Source organism: Marseilla massiliensis (assembly GCF_016899855.1).
In the GTDB taxonomy this organism is placed as follows: domain Bacteria; phylum Bacteroidota; class Bacteroidia; order Bacteroidales; family Bacteroidaceae; genus Prevotella.
On sequence record NZ_JACJJG010000048.1, the window covers coordinates 1 to 21,917 of the forward strand.

The window sequence follows — 21,917 nt, forward strand, 5'->3', positions numbered from 1 at the left end:
TTATCAATCTCGCAAATTTTTGAACAATTTTCTTGTCAAAAATGCACGCGTTTCAGAATTTTACTGTATCTTTGCACTCGCAAAAAGCAAGAATGATGGTGCCATAGCTCAGTTGGTAGAGCAAAGGACTGAAAATCCTTGTGTCCCCGGTTCGATTCCTGGTGGTACCACTCCTCCTTTCATTAGCCCTGTTCGTTTCATACGGCAGGGTTTTCTTTTTTATGTATATTCCGTGTTTTTTCACCATAAACGGCCGCAGATGTGCCGTTAATATAACGTTCGGTTTATTTTTTTCGACCGTGATGTCACGTTTTGCCGGTTTATACGTCCGTTATATGTAAAGGCATGAAACCGGAAGAGTTCAACCATACGATAGTTCCGATGCGCGCCGGCCTGAAGGAGCAGGCACGCCGGATGACGGGAGACGACGCCCTCGCCGAGGATTTGGTGCAGGAAGTCATGCTCCGGATGTGGAGCATGCGCCAGTCGCTCGAGCGGTATTCCGATAAGCGGGCGCTGGCCGTCACCATCCTCAGGAACATGGTGCGCGACCGCTGGCGGCACTCCCGTCTGGAGCAGGGCAAGCCCTACGACGGCGGCGAACCCGTGGCCGAGGACCTTACCGCGGAGCGTCATGACGAAGCGGAGCTGGTGAGGCTTATCGTCGATCATCTGCCGCCGCTGCAGGCCCGGATATTCCGAATGAAGGAAATAGAGGGCTATGACAGCAAGGAGATAATGCAGATAACCGGCTGCTCGGCCGAAAGCCTGAGGCAAAACCTTTCGAGGGCACGGCGGAAGATACTCTCCGACTTTACAAAACTGACACGTATGAGAGTGAAAAACAATGTAGACGACACAACAGGGAGGACACTATCATGAAACAGGAAACACGTATCCAGGCTTTGCTCGACAAGTATCTTGACGGCGCCACGTCGGCCGCCGAGGAGCAGGAACTGCGCCGTTATTTCGCCTCTGCCGGCGAAGGAGTGCCCGATAGATGGGCTCCGTTCAAGGCGCTGTTCGCTTATGTCGACACCGAGAGGCAGGTTGAAGCACCGCTTACGGTACCCCATTCGAGGGCGAAGGCGCGCCTGCGGCTCTTCATTACGTCGGCCGCCGCTGCCGCCGTGATAGTCTTTGCCGTGATAATGTACGGCAACCGCCGTCCCGAGAGTTACGCCGTGATAGACGGGAAGGTGTACACCGACCGTGCCACCGTTACCGACGAGGCGCTCGACGCGCTGCAGATAGTGTCGTCAGACTGCGGCGACTCCTTCGACGCACTTCAGTTAATGCAATGAACGTAAATCCGAAATACGATGGAAAAGATAATTCAACATACAATGGGATATGGCTTATGGCGGCGCATAATGCTGTCGGCGGTTATGGCGCTGGCCTTCGCCCTCGGCGCTTCCGCCCAGCAGGGGCTTGCCGTCGACAACGTGTTCAGGCGCTTCGGGCACGCCAAGGGCTGCACGATGGTTGAGATGCACGACGCCGAACTGAAAGGATATAAGCTACAGGTGTACAAGAGCTTGACCTACAAGAACCTACAGCCTGACATCGACCCGTACCTGAAGGCCGACCGCAAGAACGCCAAGAAGATACGCGAGGTGGTACAGAGCGGGCGCATAGTGAGCGGATACTACATGATGTCGCCGCTCGGCGGGGGCGTCAACCGCTACGTTCTGTTCAGCAATCCGCGCGGAAACTCCGGAGCGGTGATATACATCGAGGGCCGGCTTACGCCCGACGACATAATGAAACTGTGTTATTCAAGCATGTAAAACATAAACATCCGTAATATGAAACATCTTATTTTTATGCTCGCGGCACTGCTGCCAATGCTGGCGTTCGCCGCCGACGAGAACGACACCACGTTCACCGTGAAGGACAAGAAGATAGTGGTGGACGTCAATGACGACAAGACCGTCGTGACGGTTTACAACAAGAACGGCTACGAAATGTCGAAGACGCGCGAACTGGAGTTCATCGACGGCCAGGAGGTAGAGCGCGTCTACGTGGGCTCCCCGTTCGTTCCGGCAGAGAATCTGCAGAACATCAAGTTCCGCCCTCATTACCCTACGGTGTGGTTTGGGTTTACTGCGCCGTCAAAAGGGGTGTTCTCTAGCAGCAAGGGTGACACCCACCTGCGCCGCTCAAAGTCGTTCGAGCTTGGCTTTACGCCGTGGTCGGTAGCCTTTCCGTTCAACAAGGCCCGCACGTTCGGCCTCACTGCGGCCGTACAGGTGGCGTGGGTTCACCAGTGTTTCCAGAAGGATTACGGCGTAAGCCAGGACGGAGACCGCTTTGTCTACACGCAACTTGACCCTCGGGCGAAGGGCAACAACATGAACTATGCCGCCTTCCGGCTGCCCGTAATGCTGTCGTACCAGGAGGATTACAGCAACGCCCAGATGTCGCTCGGCCTCTCCTTCGAGGTCAGGACGAACGCAAGTTACCGCCTTACGCCCGCCGACGGCATGACGACCGACGGCTATCCCGACTACCTGAGGCTGCGCCGTTGTGGCCTTAACCTTGAGTATTCGCTCAGCATAGGGCCGGTGATTATGTCGGCAACGGTCGGACTTACGCCCCTGTTCAAGACCCAGACGGGCACCAATGCGTACATGCATTCGGCTAAATTGGGCGTCGACGTGCTCGAGCTTTGCCGCATGCTAAAGGGCAACGGAAAGAAAAAATAACATAAAAAATTTGTATCCTGCACACTAAACAGCCGTGTCATGGCGTATTATTGTTGGAGCCCGACGGCTTCGGCAACCGTAAACCACGAACGTTATGCGCCTAAAGACACTGTTTATAGCAATCCCCTTCTGCGCCGCCACACTGACGTCGGCCGCGCAGAAGGGGATTGTCGGTCGTATAGACAGCCTGCTCGAGGTAAGGCAGAAGCGGTCGGCGGCGCGTTACGACACGGCCTATATTGCCAAACCGGAGCAGCGCTGGACGGTAAAGTTGCGTGCTAACATGTCGGGAACCGACCTCAACGCCGACGGCGTAATGAGTGGAGAGCCGTTCAGGACGAAGCTCGAGGCCGAGGCTAAGGCTACCGTCGGCGCCAGTGTAAGCTACCGCGGCCTGTCGCTTTCGCTGATGTTGAATCCCGCGAAGCTGTCGGGTCGTGACAGGGACTACGAGTTTAACTTCACAAGTTACGGTCGCCGCTTCGGTTTTGACTTCACTTTTACGCAGGCCAAGACGTTCAGCGGCACGATGACGAGCGGCGGAACGGATACTGACATAGCCTCGGGGCAGGTTGGCATGACAACGTATCAGGGCAACGCATACTACGTTTTCAACCATCGCCGTTTCTCGTTTCCTGCCGCCTTCACGCAGTCGCAGGTGCAGAGGCGCAGCTGCGGCTCGTGGCTGCTTGGCCTGTCAGCTTTCTCGGGCAGGGTAGACGCGGCCGGAGGAGTGATGACCGAGGACGCGGCACGCATGTCGATGTTCGGCGTAAGCATAGGTGCAGGCTATGCGTACAACTTTGTAGTGGGTCGCAGGTGGCTGCTCCATCTGTCCACTACGCCGCAATACTTGGTGGTGTCGCGCAACAGGCTTACCGTTGACGGCGAGCGGCGTAAGGCTCCGTTCAAGTTTTTCTCGTCGGTGAATGTCGTGGGCCGTCTGGCTGCCGTGTACAATTTCGGCAATAAGTTCGTTGGGATGACGGCCGTCGTGAACGTCCTGCGCCAGGGCGACGATGACATCCTGCTAACCGAAAGCGTAAAATGGAGGGCACGTCTGTTCTACGGTTTCAGGTTCTGAAGCCGTTTATAATGATATCTGATATCAGTGTTTTTGCCAATGTCGGCACACGTTGATTAAACAAAAAATGCCCGTTCGCAAGATACGGGCATTGATATTCCTATGTTTCTGATGATTATTTTAGCGTCTTGGCAAGCCAGTCGGCAGCCAGCGAGGCTGCGTATTCGGTGTTGCGTGTAAAGCTATGGTCCTCGCCCGGGATGAGCGTTATGCTGCATTCGGGCATTACCCGGCTGAACCGTTGGCCGTAAGTGTATGGTACAACTCGGTCTGCCATGCCGTGTATGACGAGCGCCGGGCCGCCAAAGCGCGCCGCCGTGTCGTATATGGGCAGGTCGAGCGCCGTCTGTACGTACGCCCTTCCGAGTTTGTGGCCTGACGGCAGGGCAATGTATTCGGGCAAATGCCACGGGTCGTACATGGCTCCCATCGTGTTGCCTCTCAGCGCGTCGTCACGCAGAACGGCGGCAGGCGCCATCAGCACTACGCTTCGCACTACGCCGCTGCCCAGCCGTCCGGCCGTCATGGCGGCCACAACGCCGCCCTGTGAGTGGCCGAGCAGCGAGATGTCGGCCGTGGTAGGCAGGTTGCGTACGAAGGATATGACGGCCATTGCGTCGTCAATCTCGTTCGGTACGGTCATGTTGACGAAATCGCCCTCGCTCCGTCCGTGGCCGTTGAAGTCGAACCGCAATACTCCTATGCCGTATTCGTTCAGGCGTGATGTGATGTTGTCGAACAGGCTGCCGTTCATGTCGCCGGTGAATCCGTGGCACAGTATCACCATGTGGCATTTCTCCCCGGGCTTGATTACGGGCAGTTGCAGCCGTGCGGCAAGCTTGCCCATAGAGCCGTTTATGGATAGCGTGGAGTCAGTTTGCGCCGAAGCGGTGGCGCAGCATAGTGCAACGGCCATGGCCGCGATGGTTTTTCTAAGTTTCATTACTGTATGTTTAATTGTCAGACGTAAGCCTTCATGGTGCTGCCGGGGGCTTCGGCGCCGCGGGCGGCAGGCCTGTCGGCCGTCTGCAAAGTTAATAAATAATGCCGGAAAGCGTGTATGTATGGCGGTGAAAAAGTGTACATGTCACCGCCGTGGGCGGCCTTTTGCGTAAGCGTTTGGCGCCGCCTTGTAAGTGGCTGGTAGTCAGGGCCTCTGAGAAATGCCGTCTTTTACCTTCTAAAAGGCGGCATTTCGCGTTGTAAAAGACGGTCTTTAGGAAGCTAAAAGGTGGCCTTTTGCAATCCTCGTGACATGGAAAAAGATAGTCTGTAGCTATGTGGCATACAGCCAGCGTAACGTATTTTGCCTGCACGGGAGTGTCGGTGGAATTGACAACGGAGTGCGTGCTTTATGGCGTGGCGTGCCTCACACTCCCATATTTGCTTTTTTATCAGTAAAAAAATACCGTCGCAGGCTGTTTTTCGGATTATTTTTTCTATTTTTGCAACATCGGAATTACAAAAACACATATATTCTTATAAACTACAAAACAATGGATTTAGTACAACAAATCATTGCGCGCGCGAAGAGCGACAAGCAGCGCATTGTGCTTCCCGAAGCCACCGAGGAACGCACTTTAAGGGCAGCCGACATGGCGCTGGCCGACGAAGTGGCTGACATAATACTGATAGGCAGTCCGGCCGAAATCAACGCCTGCGCCGAGAAATGGGGACTGACGCACATCGGCAAGGCCACCATTGTTGACCCTGAGAACAACCCCAAGAGCGAGGAGTATGCCGCACTGCTTGCAGAATTGCGCAAGAAGAAGGGCATGACCATCGAGCAGGCCCGCGAGCTTGTCAAGAATCCGCTCTACTTAGGATGCATGATTATCAAGACGGGTGGCGCCGACGGCCAGATTTCAGGTGCGCTGAGCACTACCGCCGACACGCTGCGTCCAGCCCTGCAAATCATCAAGTGCGAGCCCGGAGTGACATGCGTAAGCGGCGCAATGCTGCTCATCTCAAAGCAGAAACAGTACGGAGAGGACGGCGTTTTGGTTGTAGGCGACGTAGCCGTAACCCCCGTTCCTGACGCACAGCAGCTGGCACAGATAGCCGTATGCACGGCAGAGACGGCAAAATCAGTTGCCGGATTCGCCGACCCGCGCGTGGCAATGCTTAGCTTCTCGACAAAGGGCAGCGCCTCTCACGAGGTAGTTGACAAGGTAGTCGAGGCAACCAGGCTGGCCAAGGAGCTTGCGCCCGAGCTGAAAGTTGACGGCGAAATGCAGGCCGACGCGGCCCTCGTGCCCGAAGTAGGGGCGAAGAAGGCTCCCGGAAGCGAGATAGCAGGCCACGCCAACGTGCTGGTATTCCCCTGCCTCGAGGTAGGTAACATCGCCTACAAGCTGGTTCAGCGCCTCGGCGACGCCGTAGCCCTCGGCCCCATCCTGCAGGGTATCGCCCGCCCGGTTAACGACCTCAGCCGCGGCTGTTCGGTCGACGACGTATATAAGATGATAGCAATCACCGCCTGCCAGGCGATGGACGCGAAGGAGAGAAAGTAGAATTAGTAGTTAAAATTCAAGGAGTTAAGGAGTTAAAAGGAGTAAAGGAGTTAAGACAAATGCCTTCATGAGTGTACGCTTTGAAGATGTTTTTGCGTGGAAAAAGGCTTACAACTTTGTATTGTTGACATATAAAGCCTTATCAGCTTATCCCGAAAACGAAAAATACGGGTTATGCTCACAATTCAAACGCGCCGCCGTTTCAATACCGGCAAACATCGCCGAAGGATATAAACGCATAGGCAAGGCCGATAAATTGCATTTTCTTAATTTTGCACAAGGCAGCCTTGAGGAATGCAGATGTTACCTACACTTGTCCAAGGATTTAGGCTTTATTGATATGGAAACATACTATACCCTTTATGAAAGCCTGGAAGAAACAAGTAAATTGTTGAACGGATATTGCAAAGGTATTATTAACAATGCGTAAAATAATCAATAAAACGTACATTTACCGACGGCTTGAAGCAATAGCAAAAGGCAAGACATTCGTCTTAACTCCTTGACTCCGTTAACTCCTTAACTCCTAAACAAAGAATAATTCCATGAAAATATTAGTATTGAATTGCGGCAGCTCGTCCATAAAGTACGCTCTTTACAACATGGACGACAAGTCTGTCATGACGTCGGGCGGTGCCGAGCGCGTCGGCCTTGACGGAGCGTTTGTAAAAGTGAAAATGCCCGACGGCACGAAGAAAAAGGTGATGCACGACATTCCCGAGCATACCGAGGGTGTTAAGTTCATCTTCTCGCTGCTTACCGACCCTGAGATAGGAGTCATCAAGAGCCTTGACGAAATAGGCGCTGTGGGCCACCGCATGGTACACGGAGGCGAGAAGTTCAACAAGAGCGTGGTGCTTAACGATGAAGTGATAGAGGTGTTCAAGTCCGTCAGCGACCTTGCCCCGCTGCACAATCCCGCCAATCTCAAGGGCGTGATGGCCGTCAGCGAGCTTATGCCGGGCCTGCCGCAGGTAGGTGTTTTCGATACGGCCTTCCACCAAACAATGCCCGCCCACTCTTATCTTTACGCCGTTCCGTACGACCTTTACGAGAAATATGGAGTGCGCCGCTACGGCTTCCACGGAACCAGCCACCGCTACGTGTCGCAGCGTGTGTGCGACTTCCTCGGCGTGAAGTATGAAGACAAGAAGATAATAACCTGCCACATAGGCAACGGAGGCAGCGTAGCAGCAGTGCAGAACGGCAAGTGCGTTGACACGTCAATGGGCCTGACGCCGCTCGAAGGCCTCATGATGGGCACCCGTAGCGGTGACATCGACGGCGGAGCGGTGACCTTCCTCGAGAAGAAACTCGGTCTCGGACCTGACGAAATGTCGAACTTGCTCAACAAGAAGAGCGGCGTACTCGGCATAACCGGTATCTCATCGGACATGCGTGAGATAGACGACGCCGTGGCTGCGGGCAACGAACGCGCAAAGCTTGCGCTCGACATGTACAACTACCGCATAAAGAAATACGTGGGAGCTTACGCTGCTGCCATGGGCGGATGTGACATCATTGTGTTCACCGCGGGCGTAGGCGAGAACCAATACCAAATGCGTGAGGCGGTATGCAAGGACATGGAGTACATGGGAGTGAAGCTTGATGCCGAGAAGAACAAGGGCATACGTGGCGAGGAAGCTATCATTTCAACCCCTGACTCGAAGGTTACCGTATGCGTAATCCCGACCGACGAGGAGCTTATGATTGCCACCGACACGATGAACTTGCTGAAGAAATAAGGCTTATTCTGCATAAAGCGTCTCTTTTCCGACAATGTGGAAGGAGGCGCTTTTTTATTTTCCTGCTTAAAACTTATCAGTCTGCTATGAACAAAAGGATAGTAACTTTCGGGGAGATGCTGCTCAGGCTGACCACTCCCGGTAATCTGCGCTTGCAGCAAGCGAGGTATTTTGACGCCAATTTCGGCGGCAGTGAGGTTAACGTTGCAATCTCTGTTGCCACTTACGGGGGAGACGTGGCGCTGGTTACGGCGCTGCCCGACAATCCGCTTGGCCGCGTATGCCTGATGAAGTTGCGCGAACACAGCGTGTCGACGGACAATATCATGATGGTAAAGGGTGAGCGCCTGGGCACGTATATCGTCGAGAAAGCTGCCGATATGCGTGCCGCGTCGGTTATATATGACCGTAAGGACTCGGCTTTCGCCCATCTTGTGCCGGGCAGGATAGACTGGCGACGGGCTTTCGGCGGCGCCGGAATATTCCACTGGTCGGGCATTGACGCCGCCCTGACGCAAGGACTTACCGACGTATGCCATGAGGCTATAGGGGTAGCTGACGGCATGGGGCTGAGTATTTCGTGTGATATCAACTACCGTAAGAACCTCTGGCAATATGGCAAAAGCGCCGAGGAGGTGCTCTTGCCGCTGATGGAATATAGCGACATCGTGTTCGGCAGCGCCGGCGAATACGAAAAGGCGCTGGGCATTAAGGCTCCGGCGTTCGGCGCGAAGAACGCCGATGCCGAGGTGGATACTGAGCTGTTCGGTAATTATTGTGCCGATGTTAGCCGGCGTTTGCCGCGTTGCAAGCACATGTTCGTTTGCCTGCGCAATGTCATGACGACGGAACATCACACCATTGCCGGCGTGCTGTATTCGGGCGGAAGGCTGTTTGCCACACGAGTTTATGAAATCAACAACGTGATAGACAGCATGGGCGTAGGCGATGCTTTCGTAGGGGCAATGCTCTACGCGTTCCAGAATTATGATGGCGACCAGGCTAAACTTGACTTCGCAACGGCAGGAGCCGTGCTCAAGAATACCGTCGTAGGCGACTACAACATGGTGACCACGGACGAGGTCGAGGCGCTGGTTAAAGGCGGAAACGCTGAGATGAGAAGATAGGAAAAGGTGAAAAAGTGAAAGGGTGGAAAGGTGAAAAAACGCATATAACCATGCGATAAGAATAAATTTTCACCTTTCCACCCTTTCACTTTTTCACCTTTCATATCACAGTCTGCTTTCTCCCTCGACGTATTCCTCGAGGAACAGATGTTCGCCATCGAACACAACGTAGGTGAACTGCCATATCCAGTCGCCGATAATCATCATCCGCGTCTTGCGCGATAGCATGAGGTCAAGTTCTATATGGCGGTGGCCGTAGATGAAGTAATCGATGTCCGGATGGGTCTTCATGTACTGTTTTGTGTACAGCACGAGGGCCTCCTTGTCCTCGCCCTGGTATGGAGGCTCCTTTCCGTCGGCGCGTTTCATGCGGCTGTGCTTGGCCCATGTCAGTCCGAACCATACGCCCCAGCGCGGGTGCAGCGAGCTGAACAGGCGCTGGCATGTGCGGTTATGGAACATGCGGCGTATGAAGTTGAACTTCGGGTCGTGGTCGCCAAGTCCGTCGCCGTGCGCAAGATAGAATATCTTTCCGTATATTTCGGTCGTTATGGGTTTGGTATGCAGGATTACGCCGCATTCTTTTTCAAGGTAGCCGAACGACCAGATGTCGTGGTTGCCGGTGAAGAAGTGCACCTCTACTCCCATGTCCGTCAGTTCGGACAGCTTGCCCAGAAAGCGTGTGTAGCCTTTGGGCACGACGTATTTGTACTCATACCAGAAGTCGAACATGTCGCCCAGGAGGTATATGGCGGCGGCCTTGTCCTTTATGTCGTCAAGGAAGCGCACCAGCCTTCGCTCCTGCGTGCGTGCGTGGTCGATGGCCCATGAGCCCAGGTGGGCGTCGGATAATATGTAGATGTTCTTGCGCATAGATAATGATTTTTGATTGGAGTTAAGTAGTTAGAAGGAGTAAAGGAGTTAAGACGAATGCTTTGTCGGCATTAACACATTATTCAATTAATTCTATCAAGAGTAAATTCTGACAGTCAAGGCATTTGTCTTAACTCCTTTACTCCTTCTAACTCCTTAACTCCTCGCTTTTAAGAGTAAAAGCCTTTTACTCCAGCCCCAGCTCAAGCTTTGCCTCCTCGCTAAGCATGCTTTGGTCCCACGCAGGCTCAAACACGAGGTTTACCGTGGCCGATTTTACCCCTTCGAGCGAGTCTACCTTCTGCCTTACGTCCTCGAGGATGAAGTCTGCCGCTGGACACGTCGGCGCGGTGAAGGTCATGTCGATGTCAACGGTAGCGTCGTCCTTGACGTCAATCTTGTAGATGAGGCCCAGGTCGTAGATGTTAACGGGTATTTCTGGGTCGTATACGGTCTTCAGCACGTCTACGATTCTCTCCTCTATTTTTGTCTTTTCCTCTTGAGTCATGTTTTAAAATGTTTTTCGTTCTTACAAAGATAATGTAAAAATGACGCATGGCAAAATTTATTCGGTCTTTTTTGTAACGGCATGTTGCCGCCTGGCAGGGCCCTGTTTTACGGCGGTTTGCCGCCGGATTCGTAACGTGTTGATAGTCAGCGTGTTTGTAATTGACGGTCTTTTATACGGCGAAAGGCCACCTTTTGCATTGTAAAAGGTGGCCTTTCGTCTTGCGTTTTGCCGCCATTCGGACGGCGGCCTGTCGCGTCAGTATTTGAAGGAGCTGCCTCCGAGGAACTCACGGAGCAGCGACGTGGGCGGCAGCTGCCGGTTGGGCACCGGCGTGATGTACTTCAGGAACTTGAGCAGACGGTACGCCTCGGCATGCTCCTCGGCGTTCTCGGGCACGAGTTCGAGCAGCGGCTCGGCCTGGCTTTTTATCACGGCGAGCTCGAACAGCAGCGCCGTGTTGAACATAACGTCGGCGTTTTCCTGGTACGGGAATATCCACTTGTTCTCGCCGGCGCGCACGCTGGGCCACCGCTTGATGGTCTCCAGTGCGCTCACTCCACGGTATTTGTAGTCGCGGATGATACGCCGCAGCAGGCGGTTGTCCGTCGTCGGTATGTAGTTGTGGGTATCGAGCAGTATGGTGGTAAGCGCCGATGCGTAGACACGGAACTTCTGCCCTTCGGGTATCTGGGCGGTAAGCTCGGGGTTAAGGGCGTGTATCCCTTCCACAACGAGCACTTCTTCAGGCTTCAGGCACAGCCTGCGGCCGCTCTTCTCGCTGCGCCCCGACTGGAAGTTGTACCGCGGCAGCTCCACCTCCTCGCCCGCGAACAAGGCGTTGAGCTGCTTGTTCAGAAGCTCGATGTTCAGCGCGTACAGGCTCTCGTAGTCGTATTCGCCGTTGTCGTCCTTTGGCGTAAGCTCGCGGTCTACGAAGTAATCGTCGAGCGATATCGGCACGGGCTTGACCCCGCAGGTGAGCAGCTGGATTGACAGACGCTTGCAGAACGTAGTCTTTCCGCTTGACGACGGCCCCGAAATTAGCACCATCCTCACTCCCGGGCGTGCCGCAATCATGTCCGCTATCTGCGAAATCTTCTTCTCCTGGAGCGCTTCCGATACATTTACAAGCTCTGTCGAATGGCCGGCCTTGACGGCTTCGTTGAAGTCGCCGACGGTAGACATGCCCAGGATTTTCTGCCAGCGGTGGTGCTCCTTGAATATCTCGAACATCTTGTCCTGCTTAACCAGGTCGCCCAGGCGTGACGGGTCGTCGCGCGACGGAATGCGCAGCAGCATGCCGTCGTAGTATTTCTCGAGGCCGAAAAGGTACAGCTGGCGCGTGTTTGTGAGCAGAGTGCCGTAGTAATAGTCCTTGTATCCGTCTATCTCGTAGTATGTCGTGTAGAGCGAGCCGACGCTTCTTAACAGCTTGACTTTCGACGTCATGCCCATCTCCGTGAACATGTCGATTACCTCCTCGGTGCTGCATTCGTGGCGGCGGATAGGTATCGCCGCGTCGATTATCTGCTGCATGCGCTCACGCACGGCACGGGCGTCAGCCTCGGTGATGGGCCGGCGCATGTTGATGTTGCAGTAATATCCGTTCGATACCGGTATGTCTATCACCACGTCGGCGCCGGGCCACAGGTCGTGTACGGCCTTGCAGAGCACGAAGAACAGCGTTCTCGTGTAGGCACGTGCGCCCGACGGCGACTTTATGTCAAGATATTCGATGTCCTTGTTGTGGTAAACCCTGAAGTGCAGGCCCTCAACCTTGTTGTTCACTTTTGCGCTGATAGGCCCGTAGTCCATCTTTAAGTTTAATTCACGGAAAATGTCAGAAAGAGTGCTTCCTATTGCTACGTTTAGCGTTTTTTTATTATTTTTGCAACGTATTTGTATTACTTGTTTCATAGTATGGCAGTTTTAGATTTTACGTTTGTAAATATACACCGTTTTTTCGGACACTGCGCAAAGTGTGACAACAAATTATATTAAAATATGTCGATTTGGATTTTTTTTAAGATTATCGGATCATTGGCCCTCCTGATTTACGGAATGAAGGTCATGAGCGAGGCATTGCAGAAGATGGCTGGTTCGCAGTTGCGCCACATCTTAGGCACAATGACAAGAAACAGGTTTACCGGTGTGCTCACCGGAATGTTCGTAACGAGCGCCGTCCAGTCGTCGTCGGCAACGACGGTGATGACCGTCTCGTTCGTTAACGCCGGCCTGCTGACGCTGGCCCAGGCAATATCCGTCATCATGGGCGCCAACATCGGCACCACGCTCACGGCCTGGATAATGAGTCTGGGATTCTCGTTCAACTTTATGGACGCGGTGTTTCCCGCCTTCATTGTCGGCATATTGCTCATCTATACGCGCCGTCACCGCTACGTGGGCGACTTTCTTTTCGGCATAGCGTTCATGTTCTTCTCGCTCGCCTTGCTCAGCCAGACGGGCAACGAGCTTGACCTTGGCCACAACCGGCAGCTTATCAGCTTCTTCAGCTCGTTCGATACGGGCAGCTATATCACCATAGTAGTGTTCCTTCTTATCGGTACCGTGCTTACGTGCATACTCCAGTCGTCTGCCGCGCTGATGGCCATTACGATGATGTTGTGCTCGAGCGGCGTGCTGCCGATATACCTCGGAATAGCCCTCGTGATGGGAGAGAACATCGGAACGACGGCTACGGCCAACCTTGCCGCCCTCGGGGCAAACACCCAGGCACGACGTGCGGCGCTTGCCCACTTGGTGTTCAACGTGTTCGGAGTGCTGTGGGTGTTGTGCGTTTTCTATCCGTTTGTCAATACGGTGTGCTCCATCGTGGGTTACGACCCGGCCACCGAGACGCTCGACCCGGCACGACTGGCGGTAGTGCTGGCGGCGTTCCATACGGCGTTCAACGTCTGCAACACCAGCATATTAATATGGTTCATCCCGCAAATCGAGAAGACTGTCTGCTGGCTCATCAAGCCTAAGACGAAGGACAGCGAGGATGAGTTCCGCCTGCGCTACATCGGTGGCGACACGATCATGAAGACTCCGGAACTGTCGGTTCTCGAAGCGCAGAAGGAGATACAGCTGTTTGCCGAAAGGACGCAGAGGATGTTCGGCTTCGTGCGTGAGCTGTTGGGCACAAAGAATGACACGGCGTTCAACAAGCTGTTCAGCCGTATCGAGAAATACGAGGGCATTAGCGACAACATGGAGATAGAGATTGCCAAGTATCTTGACCGTGTAAGCGACGCGCATCTCAGCGACGAGACCAAAGCCAAGATACGAGCCATGCTGCGCGAGATATCCGAGATAGAGAGTATCGGCGACAGCTGCTACAACATAGCGCGCACGCTGAACCGCAAGATGCGCGGCAAGGAGGACTTCACCGAGAAACAGTATGAGCACCTGCATCAGATGTTCGAGCTTACGGACGACAGCCTCACGCAGATGAACCTTATGCTCTCGGGGCGCAGGGACAAGCTTGACGTTAACCGCTCGTTCAACATCGAGAATGAAATAAACAACTACCGTAACCAGCTGCGCAGCCAGAACATCAACGACGTAAGCGCCAATGAATACACTTACGCCATCGGAACGATGTACATGGACATCGTGTCCGAGTGCGAAAAGCTGGGCGATTATGTAATCAACGTTGTCGAGGCGCGCATGGGTACCAAACAAAGAGATGCTTAGTTTTTGCCTGCCTGCGTAACGTATTGATATCCAATATATTATAAAAAGCCGTCTTTTGGAACGCAAAAGACGGCTTTTTACATTGCAACAGGTGGCCTTTCGCATTGCGAAAGGCCACCTGTTGGGTTTCGTCCGTATTCCTTCTTTGTCAGAATAGCAGCGTAAGCAGCGGGATGGTCACCACGGACAGTATGGTCGTTATCAGCGTGCCGCGTACCATATCGGTTTCGTCGCGCCCGTATTTCAGGCAGAACATCGTGCCGTACGACGCCACGGGCATGCCTATCAGCACGGTGTTGATGGCGTTGATTTTATCGTCAACGCCGACTGCCAGCGACAGGAAGAACACCGCGGCGGGGATGGCCAGCAGCCTCAGTGAGGCCATTACATAGGTTGACGGTGAGCCGAGAACATGATGGCGGCCTATCTGCGCCATCGAAGAGCCTATCACGAGCAGGGCGCCAGGTACGGTGATATTGCCCAAGAGGCGCAGGGGCTTGGATACGACGCTCGGCACTTGCTCCCAACCCATGGCCACGATTATAATCGAGATGTATGAGGCTATCATGCCTGGACAGTACAGCGTGGCCGTATTGAACCGCATGCGGCCCTTCTGGCCGAGTACGAACACCGTGCCTACAGCGAAGATGAAAAGCGTGTTGGGGACGTTAAGCAGGCTGGCGTAGAACACTGCCTCGTGGCCGAATATTGACGCGACGACGGGATAGCCGATAAATCCCACGTTGCCGAACATGAGCATAAAGCTGTACATTCCACGCACGTCGTCACGCTTTACGAAGTAACGCGGCAGCAGCCACGATATGCCGAACAGCACGATATACGTGGCGAAGCCCACCGCGAGCAGGGGTATTATCATGCCTCTGTCGGGCACGGTGTCGCCCATTACCGACGCCACGATAAGGCAAGGACAAGATACGTTGATTATGAAGTTTGATAGTTTGCGGTCGAAGTCGCCGCCCGTCAGGCCAAACTTGTTGGTTATGAAGCCCGCCGCTACGAGCAACAGAAGTATGACCATCTGGCTAATGATGTTGTCCATTTACTTATTTTTATTGGTTGTCAAAGCTGTTAAAAGGTAGTTAGAGTAGCTAAAGCCAAATGCATTGATGATAATTCACCGTCATATTCATTTTTACATGCACTTACGACAGCAATAAAAGCATTTGACTTTAGCTACTCTAACTACCTTTTAACCACTTTAACTACCTTTTAACCACTTTAACTACATATTTTCCAATATCCTCTTAATCACCACTTGGGCCGAAATCTCACGGTTGGCGGCTTCGGGTATCACGAGTGAATTGGGGCTTTCTATCACGTCGTCAGTAACGATAAGGCCACGGCGTACGGGCAGGCAGTGCATAAACTTGCCGTTATCCGTCACGGCCATGTGCGCCTCGTCGATAGTCCACGACATGTCCTTGCTGATTATCTTGCCGTAGTCGGTAGCGTTGGTCACTCCCGGGCAGCTCCAGTTCTTGGCGTACACGAAGTCAGCTCCTTCGAGAGCCTTCATCTGGTCGTACTCAACCCGCGCGTTGCCTACGAACTTCGGGTCAAGCTCATAGCCCTCGGGATGTGTTATCACGAAGTCAACGTCGGCGGCGTTCATCCACTGCGCGAACGAGTTGGGCACCGCCTGTGGCAACGCGCGGCAGTGTGGAGCCCACGTAAGAACCACCTTCGGGCGTGCCTTGGTCTTGTGCTCCTCTATCGTAATGAGGTCGGCAAAAGCCTGTAAGGGGTGCACCGTAGCCGTTTCCATCGCGAACACGGGGCGTCCGCTGTACTTTATGAACTGATGTAATACCGTCTCTGCATAGTCGTATTCACGGTCTGTAAGGCCGGCGAACGAGCGCATTCCGATAACGTCGCAGTAGCAACCCATCACGGGAATGGCCTCAAGCAGGTGCTCGCTTTTGTCCCCGTCCATGATGACTCCGCGCTCGGTTTCCAGCTTCCAGGCGCCGGCATTCACGTCAAGCACAATCACGTTCATGCCGAGATTGGTCGCCGCCTTCTGCGTACTGAGGCGTGTGCGCAGGCTGTTGTTGAAGAATATCATGAGCAAAGTCTTGTTCTTGCCCAGCTCCTGGTACTTGTAGCGGTCTTTCTTTATCTCTTCCGCCTCGGCGAGAGCCTGCCTCAGGTCGCCGATGTCCTCTACGTTGATGAATGTTCTCATTGCTATTCCTTTATTATTATGTTACAAAGAGTTAAGAAGTTAAGGAGTAAAGGAGTTAAGACAAATGTCTTGATAATATATTACTTATATTCAAATACGCAACGGTATACCGCCAAATGTCGGCTAAGCATTCGTCTTAACTCCTTTACTACTTTACTCCTTAACTCCTAAAAAATGATTCATTCCCTCACTTGTCCTTCTCCTTCGATTATCCATTTGTACGTGGTTATCTCCTCAAGGCCCATCGGACCGCGCGGCCCGAGCTTCTGGGTGCTTATTCCTATCTCTGCACCGAGGCCAAACTGGGCGCCGTCCGTGAAGCTCGTCGGGGCGTTCCAGTATACGCAGGCGGCGTCGACCATCATCTGGAATACATGTGCGCAGTCCTCGTCTTGCGTTATTATGCACTCGCTGTGGCCTGAACCGTAACGGGCGATGTGGTCCAGCGCGGCGGCAAGCGACGGCACTGTCCTCACCGCAAGGGCATAATCCATGAACTCGGTGCCATAACTTTCATCCGTTGCATGGCGCAAGAGGGTCGACGGATAGCCGCCTTTCAGCGTCGTGTAGGCGTCAGCGTCGGCGTAAATCACCACGTTGTGTGCGATAAGCGGAGCGCAAAGGCGCGGCAGGTCGGCCAGTCTTGAGCGGTGGATGATAAGGCAATCCAGGGCGTTGCATACGCTAACGCGCCGCGTCTTGGCGTTGTTTATCACCCGTTCGCCAATCTCCACGTCGCCAAACTCGTCAAAATACGTGTTCACTACGCCCGCCCCGGTTTCTATTACGGGCACTTTCGCCTTCTTGCGGACAAAGTCTATCAAGGCCTTTCCGCCCCTGGGGATGCACAGGTCGACGTAATCCGTTGCCGAGAGGAGCTCAGCCGTGGCCTTGTGGGTAGAAGGCAGCAGGCCGACGACGTTCAGGTTGATGCCCTTCCGCCACAAAACTTCCTTTATAAGGTGCACAAACGCGTAGTTGGAGTGGTCGGCGTCCTTGCCGCCCTTGAGCAAACAGACATTGCCCGACTTGAAACAGAGCGAGAATACGTCAAAAGTCACGTTCGGGCGAGCCTCGTATATCACGCCGATGACGCCGAACGGCACGCTGACACGGTGCAGGCGAAGGCCGTTGGCGAGCGTTCTTGCCTTGGTAACAATGCCGAGCGGCGACGGAAGACTTGCCACGTGACGCATGTCACTGGCTATTCCGTCGAGGCGTTCGGGCGTAAGCAACAGCCTGTCGTACAGCGGATTATCGGGGTCCATGCGCTTCAGGTCCATCTCGTTGGCGGCCAACAGCTCGTCCTTATATGTTACTATGTCGTCCGCTAAGGCACGTAACACCTCGCTCTTTGCGTTGTCGCTGATAAACGCCAGCTCACGACAGGCCTCCTTGGCCTTAATGAAAATCTCTTCGGTTTGCATTGTTTGCTGTGGTATAATGAATATTCTGACTGATAAAACGTCACTCTAAATACAGGTAGTCATAGTGAACCAGCGGACGTTGGTCGTGCTTTCCGATGGCGGCGCGCGCCTCGTCGCTGTTGCATCCCACACATCCTATGGCAATTTTCACGCCGTCTTCGTCGACGATGTTGATGATGTCGCCGGTCTCGAAGTCACCTTCCACCTCGGTAACGCCCACCGGCAGCAGGCTCACCGCGCGGTTTCCGCACAGTGCCTCGGCTGCCTTGCGGTTGATGCGCACCGTTCCTTTGGCAAAACTTTCGCTGTGGGCAATCCACTTCTTCACACCCGACACCGACTGTCCGGCGGGCACAAACTCGGTATGCGGAGTCTCTCCGGGCTTTGTTACGAGGCTTGTCAGTATACCGTCACGCTTTCCGTTGGCGATGATCACACGTATTCCCTCATCGGCCACCTTGCGCGCGATGTTGCATTTTGTTATCATTCCGCCGCGCCCGAAGCCGCTTTTCTCCTGGCGAATATAACTGCTCAGGTCCCTGCCGTGCTCCACTCGAGGTATAATCCGCGACGTGCCGTCGTCCGGAGGTCCGTCGTATATGCCGTCGACATTGCTCAGTATGACTAGTGTCTGTGCGTCCATCATCGACGCTATAAGGCCCGACAGTTCGTCGTTGTCGGTGAACATCAGCTCGGTTACGCTCACGGTGTCGTTTTCGTTGACGATGGGCAGCACGCCGTTGTCGAGCATTACCGACATGCATGCGCGCTGGTTGAGGTACTCGCGGCGAGAGGCGAAGTTCTCCTTCATCGTCAGCACCTGGCCAACGGGTATCCTGTACTCACGGAAGAGGTCGTAATACAGGTTGATGAGCTTCACCTGTCCCAAGGCCGAATACAGCTGGCGCTGCTCTACGCTGTCGAGTTTGTGGCTTGCCTTCAGCTCTCCACGGCCGCTTGCCACGGCTCCGCTTGACACGAGTATCACCTCGTAGCCCTTGTCGCGAAGCCATGCCAGCTGGTCTACCAACGCCGACATGCGTGTTACGTCGAGCTTTCCGTTGTCACGGGTCAGCACGTTGCTGCCTACCTTTACTACTATTCTTTGAGGCATATCTTCTTGCGTAGAAGTTATAGAAGTTAAAGAATTTATAGAAGTTAAAGCCAAATGACCTGGAGTTAAGGAGTTATGAAGTCAAGGAGTTAAGACGAATGCCATGTCCTTTGTAGACTCTCCTTGCTGTATTCTTATCTTATTGATTATCAACGCATTACCTCCTACTTCTCAAAAGGTGGCCTTTCAGGCGATAAAAGACCGTCTTTTGCAAGCCAAAAGGCCGCCTTTTATAGTCCGAAAGACGGCCTTTCGCAAAACGCCCGGCCAACTGATGATTATCGGATGGGCCGAATCGGACTGATAAGACGAATGCGACGACATCTTAACTCTTGGATTTTTCACTTTTAATTTTTAATTTTTCATTTTTCCTTCCGGCTGTCCTTGTCGCGTATCTCCACACGGCGGATTTTTCCGCTGATGGTCTTGGGTAGCTCGTCTACGAACTCTATGATACGCGGATACTTGTAAGGGGCGGTCTCGTGCTTGACGTGGTTCTGTAGTTCCTTTACCAGTTCAGGGCCTTCCTTGCTCTTCCAGTCCTTGCCGAGCACCACCGTAGCCTTGACCACCATGCCGCGGATGTCGTCCGGAACGCCCGTTATGGCACATTCAACGACGGCCGGATGGGTCATCAGCGCACTCTCAACCTCGAACGGACCGATACGGTAGCCGCTGCTCTTGATAACGTCGTCGATGCGGCCTTCAAACCAATAGTAGCCGTCCTCGTCACGCCACGCCACGTCGCCGGTATGGTAAACGCCGTCGTGCCATGCCTTGTGGGTCAGCTCCTCGTCACGGTAGTAACCCTTGAAAAGGCCTATGGGCTTATGCTTGTCGGTGCGTATCACAATCTCGCCTTTCTCTCCGTCCTCGCACGAAGAGCCGTCGGGGCGAACCAGGTCGATGTCATACTGCGGGTTGGGCATGCCCATGCTGCCGGGTTTCGGCGTCATCCAGGGCATCGTTCCGAGCGTCATCGTCGTCTCGGTCTGGCCGAATCCCTCCATAAGACGTATGCCCGTAAGTTCGTAGAAGCGGTCGTACACTGCGGGGTTGAGCGCCTCGCCCGCCGTGCAACAGTAGCGAAGGGACGACAGGTCGTACTTGGAGAAGTCCTCGTGTATCATGAAGCGGTAAACCGTAGGCGGCGCGCAGAACGACGTTATGCGGTATTCCTCTATCTTGCGCATTATCTTTTCGGCGGTAAATTTCTGGTGTTCGAACACGAAAACCACGGCTCCCGCGAACCACTGGCCGTACAACTTGCCCCACGCGGCCTTGCCCCAGCCCGTGTCGGCGACGGTTAGATGGATGCTGTCTTCCGACAGATTGTGCCAGAACACGCCCGTGGTGATGTGTCCGAGGGCGTAAAGGAAGTCGTGGGCCACCATCTTCGGCTCGCCGCTGGTGCCGCTTGTGAAGTACATCAACATGGTGTCGTCGTTGTCGTTGACGTGTTCCGGGCGCACGAACTGCGGCGCGCCGGTCCACTCCTTGTGCCAGTCGTGGAAGCCCTCGGGCACTTCCGGCCCAATGCTTATCAACGTCTTGAGCGACGGACTGTCCTTCATCGAGCCTTCAACCTGTGTCAACACGTACTCTTCTCCAACGCAGATGATGGCCTTTACGTCGGCCCTGTTGTTGCGGTAGACGATGTCATGCGTGGTAAGCATGTGCGTAGCGGGCACCGCCACTGCGCCTATCTTGTGCAGGGCGAGCATTGACAGCCAGAACTCATACCGCCTCTTGAGTATCAGCATTACCACGTCGCCACGGCCGATGCCCAGCGTTTGGAAGTAAGAAGCGGCGCGGTCGCTCTGCTCCTTGAGGTCGCCGAACGTGAAACGCAGGCAGTTGTCCTCGTCGTCTGTCCATAGAAGAGCCAGCTTGTCGGGCTCTTCGGCGGCCCAGGCGTCCATCACGTCGTAGGCAAAATTGAAGTTATCGGGTATTATGAAATGCAGATTCTCCTTATAGTCCTCGACCGACGAGAACTTGGTCTGCGTCAAAAATCTTTCTATCATGATTCTTACATATTTATAAAATAAGGAAGTTAAAGAAGTTATAGGAAGTTAAAGAAGTTATAGCCAAATGCCATGACGCCATGCCCAGACGACAAGTGTAGTGGCTTTAACTTCTTAGTGAGCATAGCGAACGGTAACTTCTATTAACTTCTTTAACTTCCAAAAGAGTTAAAAAATTATCGCCAGGAACTTCACTGCCTTGCCTCCGAGGGCACGCATGCAGTGTGGCTGCGAGGCATCGAAGTAGATGCTGTCGCCTTCGTTGAGCACAAGCACCTTCTTGCCGATGGTTATCTCGAGGCTGCCTTCGGTCACCATGTCGAACTCCTGGCCCTGATGCGAGTTCTTTTCAAGGGGCGTATCGTCGGGCTTCGGCTCCACCAGAACCATGAAAGGGTCGGCAGTGCGGCCACGGAAGCCGCTCGCCAGACTCTGGTACTTGTACGCCTTGCGGCGCTCCACGCTCATGCCCTGCCCCTTGCGGGTAAGGAAATAGGTGCTCATGTGCGGCTCCTCGCCGAACAGCAGCACGTCAAGGGCTATGCCGTATTTCTTCGAAATCTTCTGCATGCTGCTTATGGAGAGCTCGCCTTCGCCCTCTTCGGTCTTCAGGTATGTGTCGAGCGACACGCCGCAAAGGTCGGCAATCTCCTGTGCCGGAATGTCAAGCACCTCGCGAAGGCCCTTCAGGCGTTCGCCTATCTGTTTGATTGCATCTTCCATTTAAGACTTGTTTTTAGTTATAATCACGACAAAATTACAAAGAAAATCCAATAAAACGAAACTTTTGACAGAAAGTTTCGTTTTATTTAGTAGACTTATAAGGAGTTAAGGAAATGAAGTTTAGGAGTAAAGGAGTTAGGGAGTAAAGGAGTTAAGACAA

At 53.8% G+C, this 21,917-nt stretch carries 20 protein-coding genes and 1 tRNA gene; 11 read left to right on the forward strand and 10 right to left on the reverse strand.

Translation table 11 applies throughout. The annotated features are described in order from the left end of the window. Positions 1-97 precede the first annotated feature (97 nt). The 6 genes from H6A34_RS08990 (at position 98) to H6A34_RS09015 (ending at position 3,792) form a co-directional block, all read left to right on the forward strand. A tRNA-Phe gene (locus H6A34_RS08990) sits at positions 98-170 on the forward strand. A gap of 175 nt (positions 171-345) precedes the next feature. After that, positions 346-882: an RNA polymerase sigma factor gene (locus tag H6A34_RS08995; RefSeq protein ID WP_205105019.1), complete on the forward strand. Its 537-nt coding sequence runs from the start codon at positions 346-348 to the stop codon at positions 880-882. Further along, positions 879-1,304, forward strand: a complete 426-nt coding sequence (locus H6A34_RS09000; RefSeq protein WP_205105021.1) for a hypothetical protein — start codon at positions 879-881, stop codon at positions 1,302-1,304. Before H6A34_RS08995 ends, H6A34_RS09000 begins: the two co-directional genes overlap by 4 nt. A gap of 18 nt (positions 1,305-1,322) precedes the next feature. Then, positions 1,323-1,790 carry a DUF6108 family protein gene (locus H6A34_RS09005; RefSeq protein WP_021948061.1) on the forward strand — a complete coding sequence of 156 codons (468 nt, stop codon included), beginning with the start codon at positions 1,323-1,325 and terminating at the stop codon, positions 1,788-1,790. 18 nt (positions 1,791-1,808) lie between these two features. Then, positions 1,809-2,708 carry a hypothetical protein gene (locus tag H6A34_RS09010; RefSeq protein ID WP_205105023.1) on the forward strand — a complete coding sequence of 300 codons (900 nt, stop codon included), beginning with the start codon at positions 1,809-1,811 and terminating at the stop codon, positions 2,706-2,708. A 94-nt stretch (positions 2,709-2,802) separates the two neighbouring features. Next, on the forward strand, positions 2,803-3,792 hold the full coding sequence (locus H6A34_RS09015; protein ID WP_021948063.1) for a DUF4421 domain-containing protein: 990 nt from the start codon (positions 2,803-2,805) through the stop codon (positions 3,790-3,792). Positions 3,793-3,907: 115 nt separating this feature from the next. Here the strand turns inward: H6A34_RS09015 and H6A34_RS09020 are convergent, their stop codons facing one another. After that, complete coding sequence (locus tag H6A34_RS09020; protein ID WP_021948064.1) at positions 3,908-4,735, reverse strand: alpha/beta hydrolase family protein; 828 nt, start codon at positions 4,733-4,735, stop codon at positions 3,908-3,910. A gap of 553 nt (positions 4,736-5,288) precedes the next feature. Between H6A34_RS09020 and pta the strand changes: the two genes are divergently transcribed. From pta to H6A34_RS09040, 4 genes are all read left to right on the forward strand, one after another. Continuing rightward, complete coding sequence (gene pta, locus H6A34_RS09025; RefSeq protein WP_205105025.1) at positions 5,289-6,305, forward strand: phosphate acetyltransferase; 1,017 nt, start codon at positions 5,289-5,291, stop codon at positions 6,303-6,305. A 67-nt stretch (positions 6,306-6,372) separates the two neighbouring features. Next, the gene (locus H6A34_RS09030) at positions 6,373-6,735 is read left to right on the forward strand and encodes a four helix bundle protein (RefSeq protein WP_205105027.1); all 363 of its coding nucleotides are present in this window, start codon (positions 6,373-6,375) and stop codon (positions 6,733-6,735) included. A 115-nt stretch (positions 6,736-6,850) separates the two neighbouring features. Continuing rightward, positions 6,851-8,050, forward strand: a complete 1,200-nt coding sequence (locus tag H6A34_RS09035; protein WP_205105029.1) for an acetate kinase — start codon at positions 6,851-6,853, stop codon at positions 8,048-8,050. Between the two features lie 86 nt (positions 8,051-8,136). Further along, positions 8,137-9,177 carry a sugar kinase gene (locus H6A34_RS09040; RefSeq protein WP_205105031.1) on the forward strand — a complete coding sequence of 347 codons (1,041 nt, stop codon included), beginning with the start codon at positions 8,137-8,139 and terminating at the stop codon, positions 9,175-9,177. A gap of 105 nt (positions 9,178-9,282) precedes the next feature. Here the strand turns inward: H6A34_RS09040 and H6A34_RS09045 are convergent, their stop codons facing one another. The 3 genes from H6A34_RS09045 to H6A34_RS09055 form a co-directional block, all read right to left on the reverse strand. Next, positions 9,283-10,050 (reverse strand): UDP-2,3-diacylglucosamine diphosphatase, encoded by a 768-nt coding sequence (locus H6A34_RS09045; RefSeq protein WP_205105033.1) that lies wholly within the window; start codon positions 10,048-10,050, stop codon positions 9,283-9,285. Positions 10,051-10,237: 187 nt separating this feature from the next. Continuing rightward, positions 10,238-10,558 (reverse strand): iron-sulfur cluster assembly protein, encoded by a 321-nt coding sequence (locus H6A34_RS09050; RefSeq protein ID WP_021948426.1) that lies wholly within the window; start codon positions 10,556-10,558, stop codon positions 10,238-10,240. A 258-nt stretch (positions 10,559-10,816) separates the two neighbouring features. Beyond that, positions 10,817-12,478, reverse strand: coding sequence for a nucleoside kinase (locus H6A34_RS09055; RefSeq protein ID WP_021948427.1), 1,662 nt, complete (start codon positions 12,476-12,478; stop codon positions 10,817-10,819). 87 nt (positions 12,479-12,565) lie between these two features. Here H6A34_RS09055 and H6A34_RS09060 point away from each other — a divergent pair, with 87 nt between their 5' ends. Next, on the forward strand, positions 12,566-14,260 hold the full coding sequence (locus H6A34_RS09060) for a Na/Pi cotransporter family protein (protein WP_205105035.1): 1,695 nt from the start codon (positions 12,566-12,568) through the stop codon (positions 14,258-14,260). A 148-nt stretch (positions 14,261-14,408) separates the two neighbouring features. Here H6A34_RS09060 and H6A34_RS09065 read toward each other — a convergent pair whose 3' ends face one another. From H6A34_RS09065 to H6A34_RS09090, 6 genes are all read right to left on the reverse strand, one after another. Continuing rightward, the gene (locus H6A34_RS09065) at positions 14,409-15,320 is read right to left on the reverse strand and encodes an AEC family transporter (protein WP_205105037.1); all 912 of its coding nucleotides are present in this window, start codon (positions 15,318-15,320) and stop codon (positions 14,409-14,411) included. 183 nt (positions 15,321-15,503) lie between these two features. Further along, entirely contained in the window at positions 15,504-16,466 is a 963-nt protein-coding gene (locus tag H6A34_RS09070) for a Rossmann-fold NAD(P)-binding domain-containing protein (protein ID WP_205105039.1), read from the reverse strand. 179 nt (positions 16,467-16,645) lie between these two features. Then, positions 16,646-17,893: a glutamate-5-semialdehyde dehydrogenase gene (locus tag H6A34_RS09075; RefSeq protein WP_205105041.1), complete on the reverse strand. Its 1,248-nt coding sequence runs from the start codon at positions 17,891-17,893 to the stop codon at positions 16,646-16,648. A 40-nt stretch (positions 17,894-17,933) separates the two neighbouring features. Beyond that, positions 17,934-19,007: a glutamate 5-kinase gene (gene proB / locus H6A34_RS09080; protein ID WP_205105043.1), complete on the reverse strand. Its 1,074-nt coding sequence runs from the start codon at positions 19,005-19,007 to the stop codon at positions 17,934-17,936. Between the two features lie 362 nt (positions 19,008-19,369). Then, positions 19,370-21,034: an AMP-binding protein gene (locus tag H6A34_RS09085; protein ID WP_205105045.1), complete on the reverse strand. Its 1,665-nt coding sequence runs from the start codon at positions 21,032-21,034 to the stop codon at positions 19,370-19,372. A gap of 168 nt (positions 21,035-21,202) precedes the next feature. Continuing rightward, positions 21,203-21,757, reverse strand: coding sequence for a helix-turn-helix domain-containing protein (locus H6A34_RS09090; RefSeq protein WP_021948984.1), 555 nt, complete (start codon positions 21,755-21,757; stop codon positions 21,203-21,205). Between the last annotated feature and the right edge of the window lie 160 nt (positions 21,758-21,917).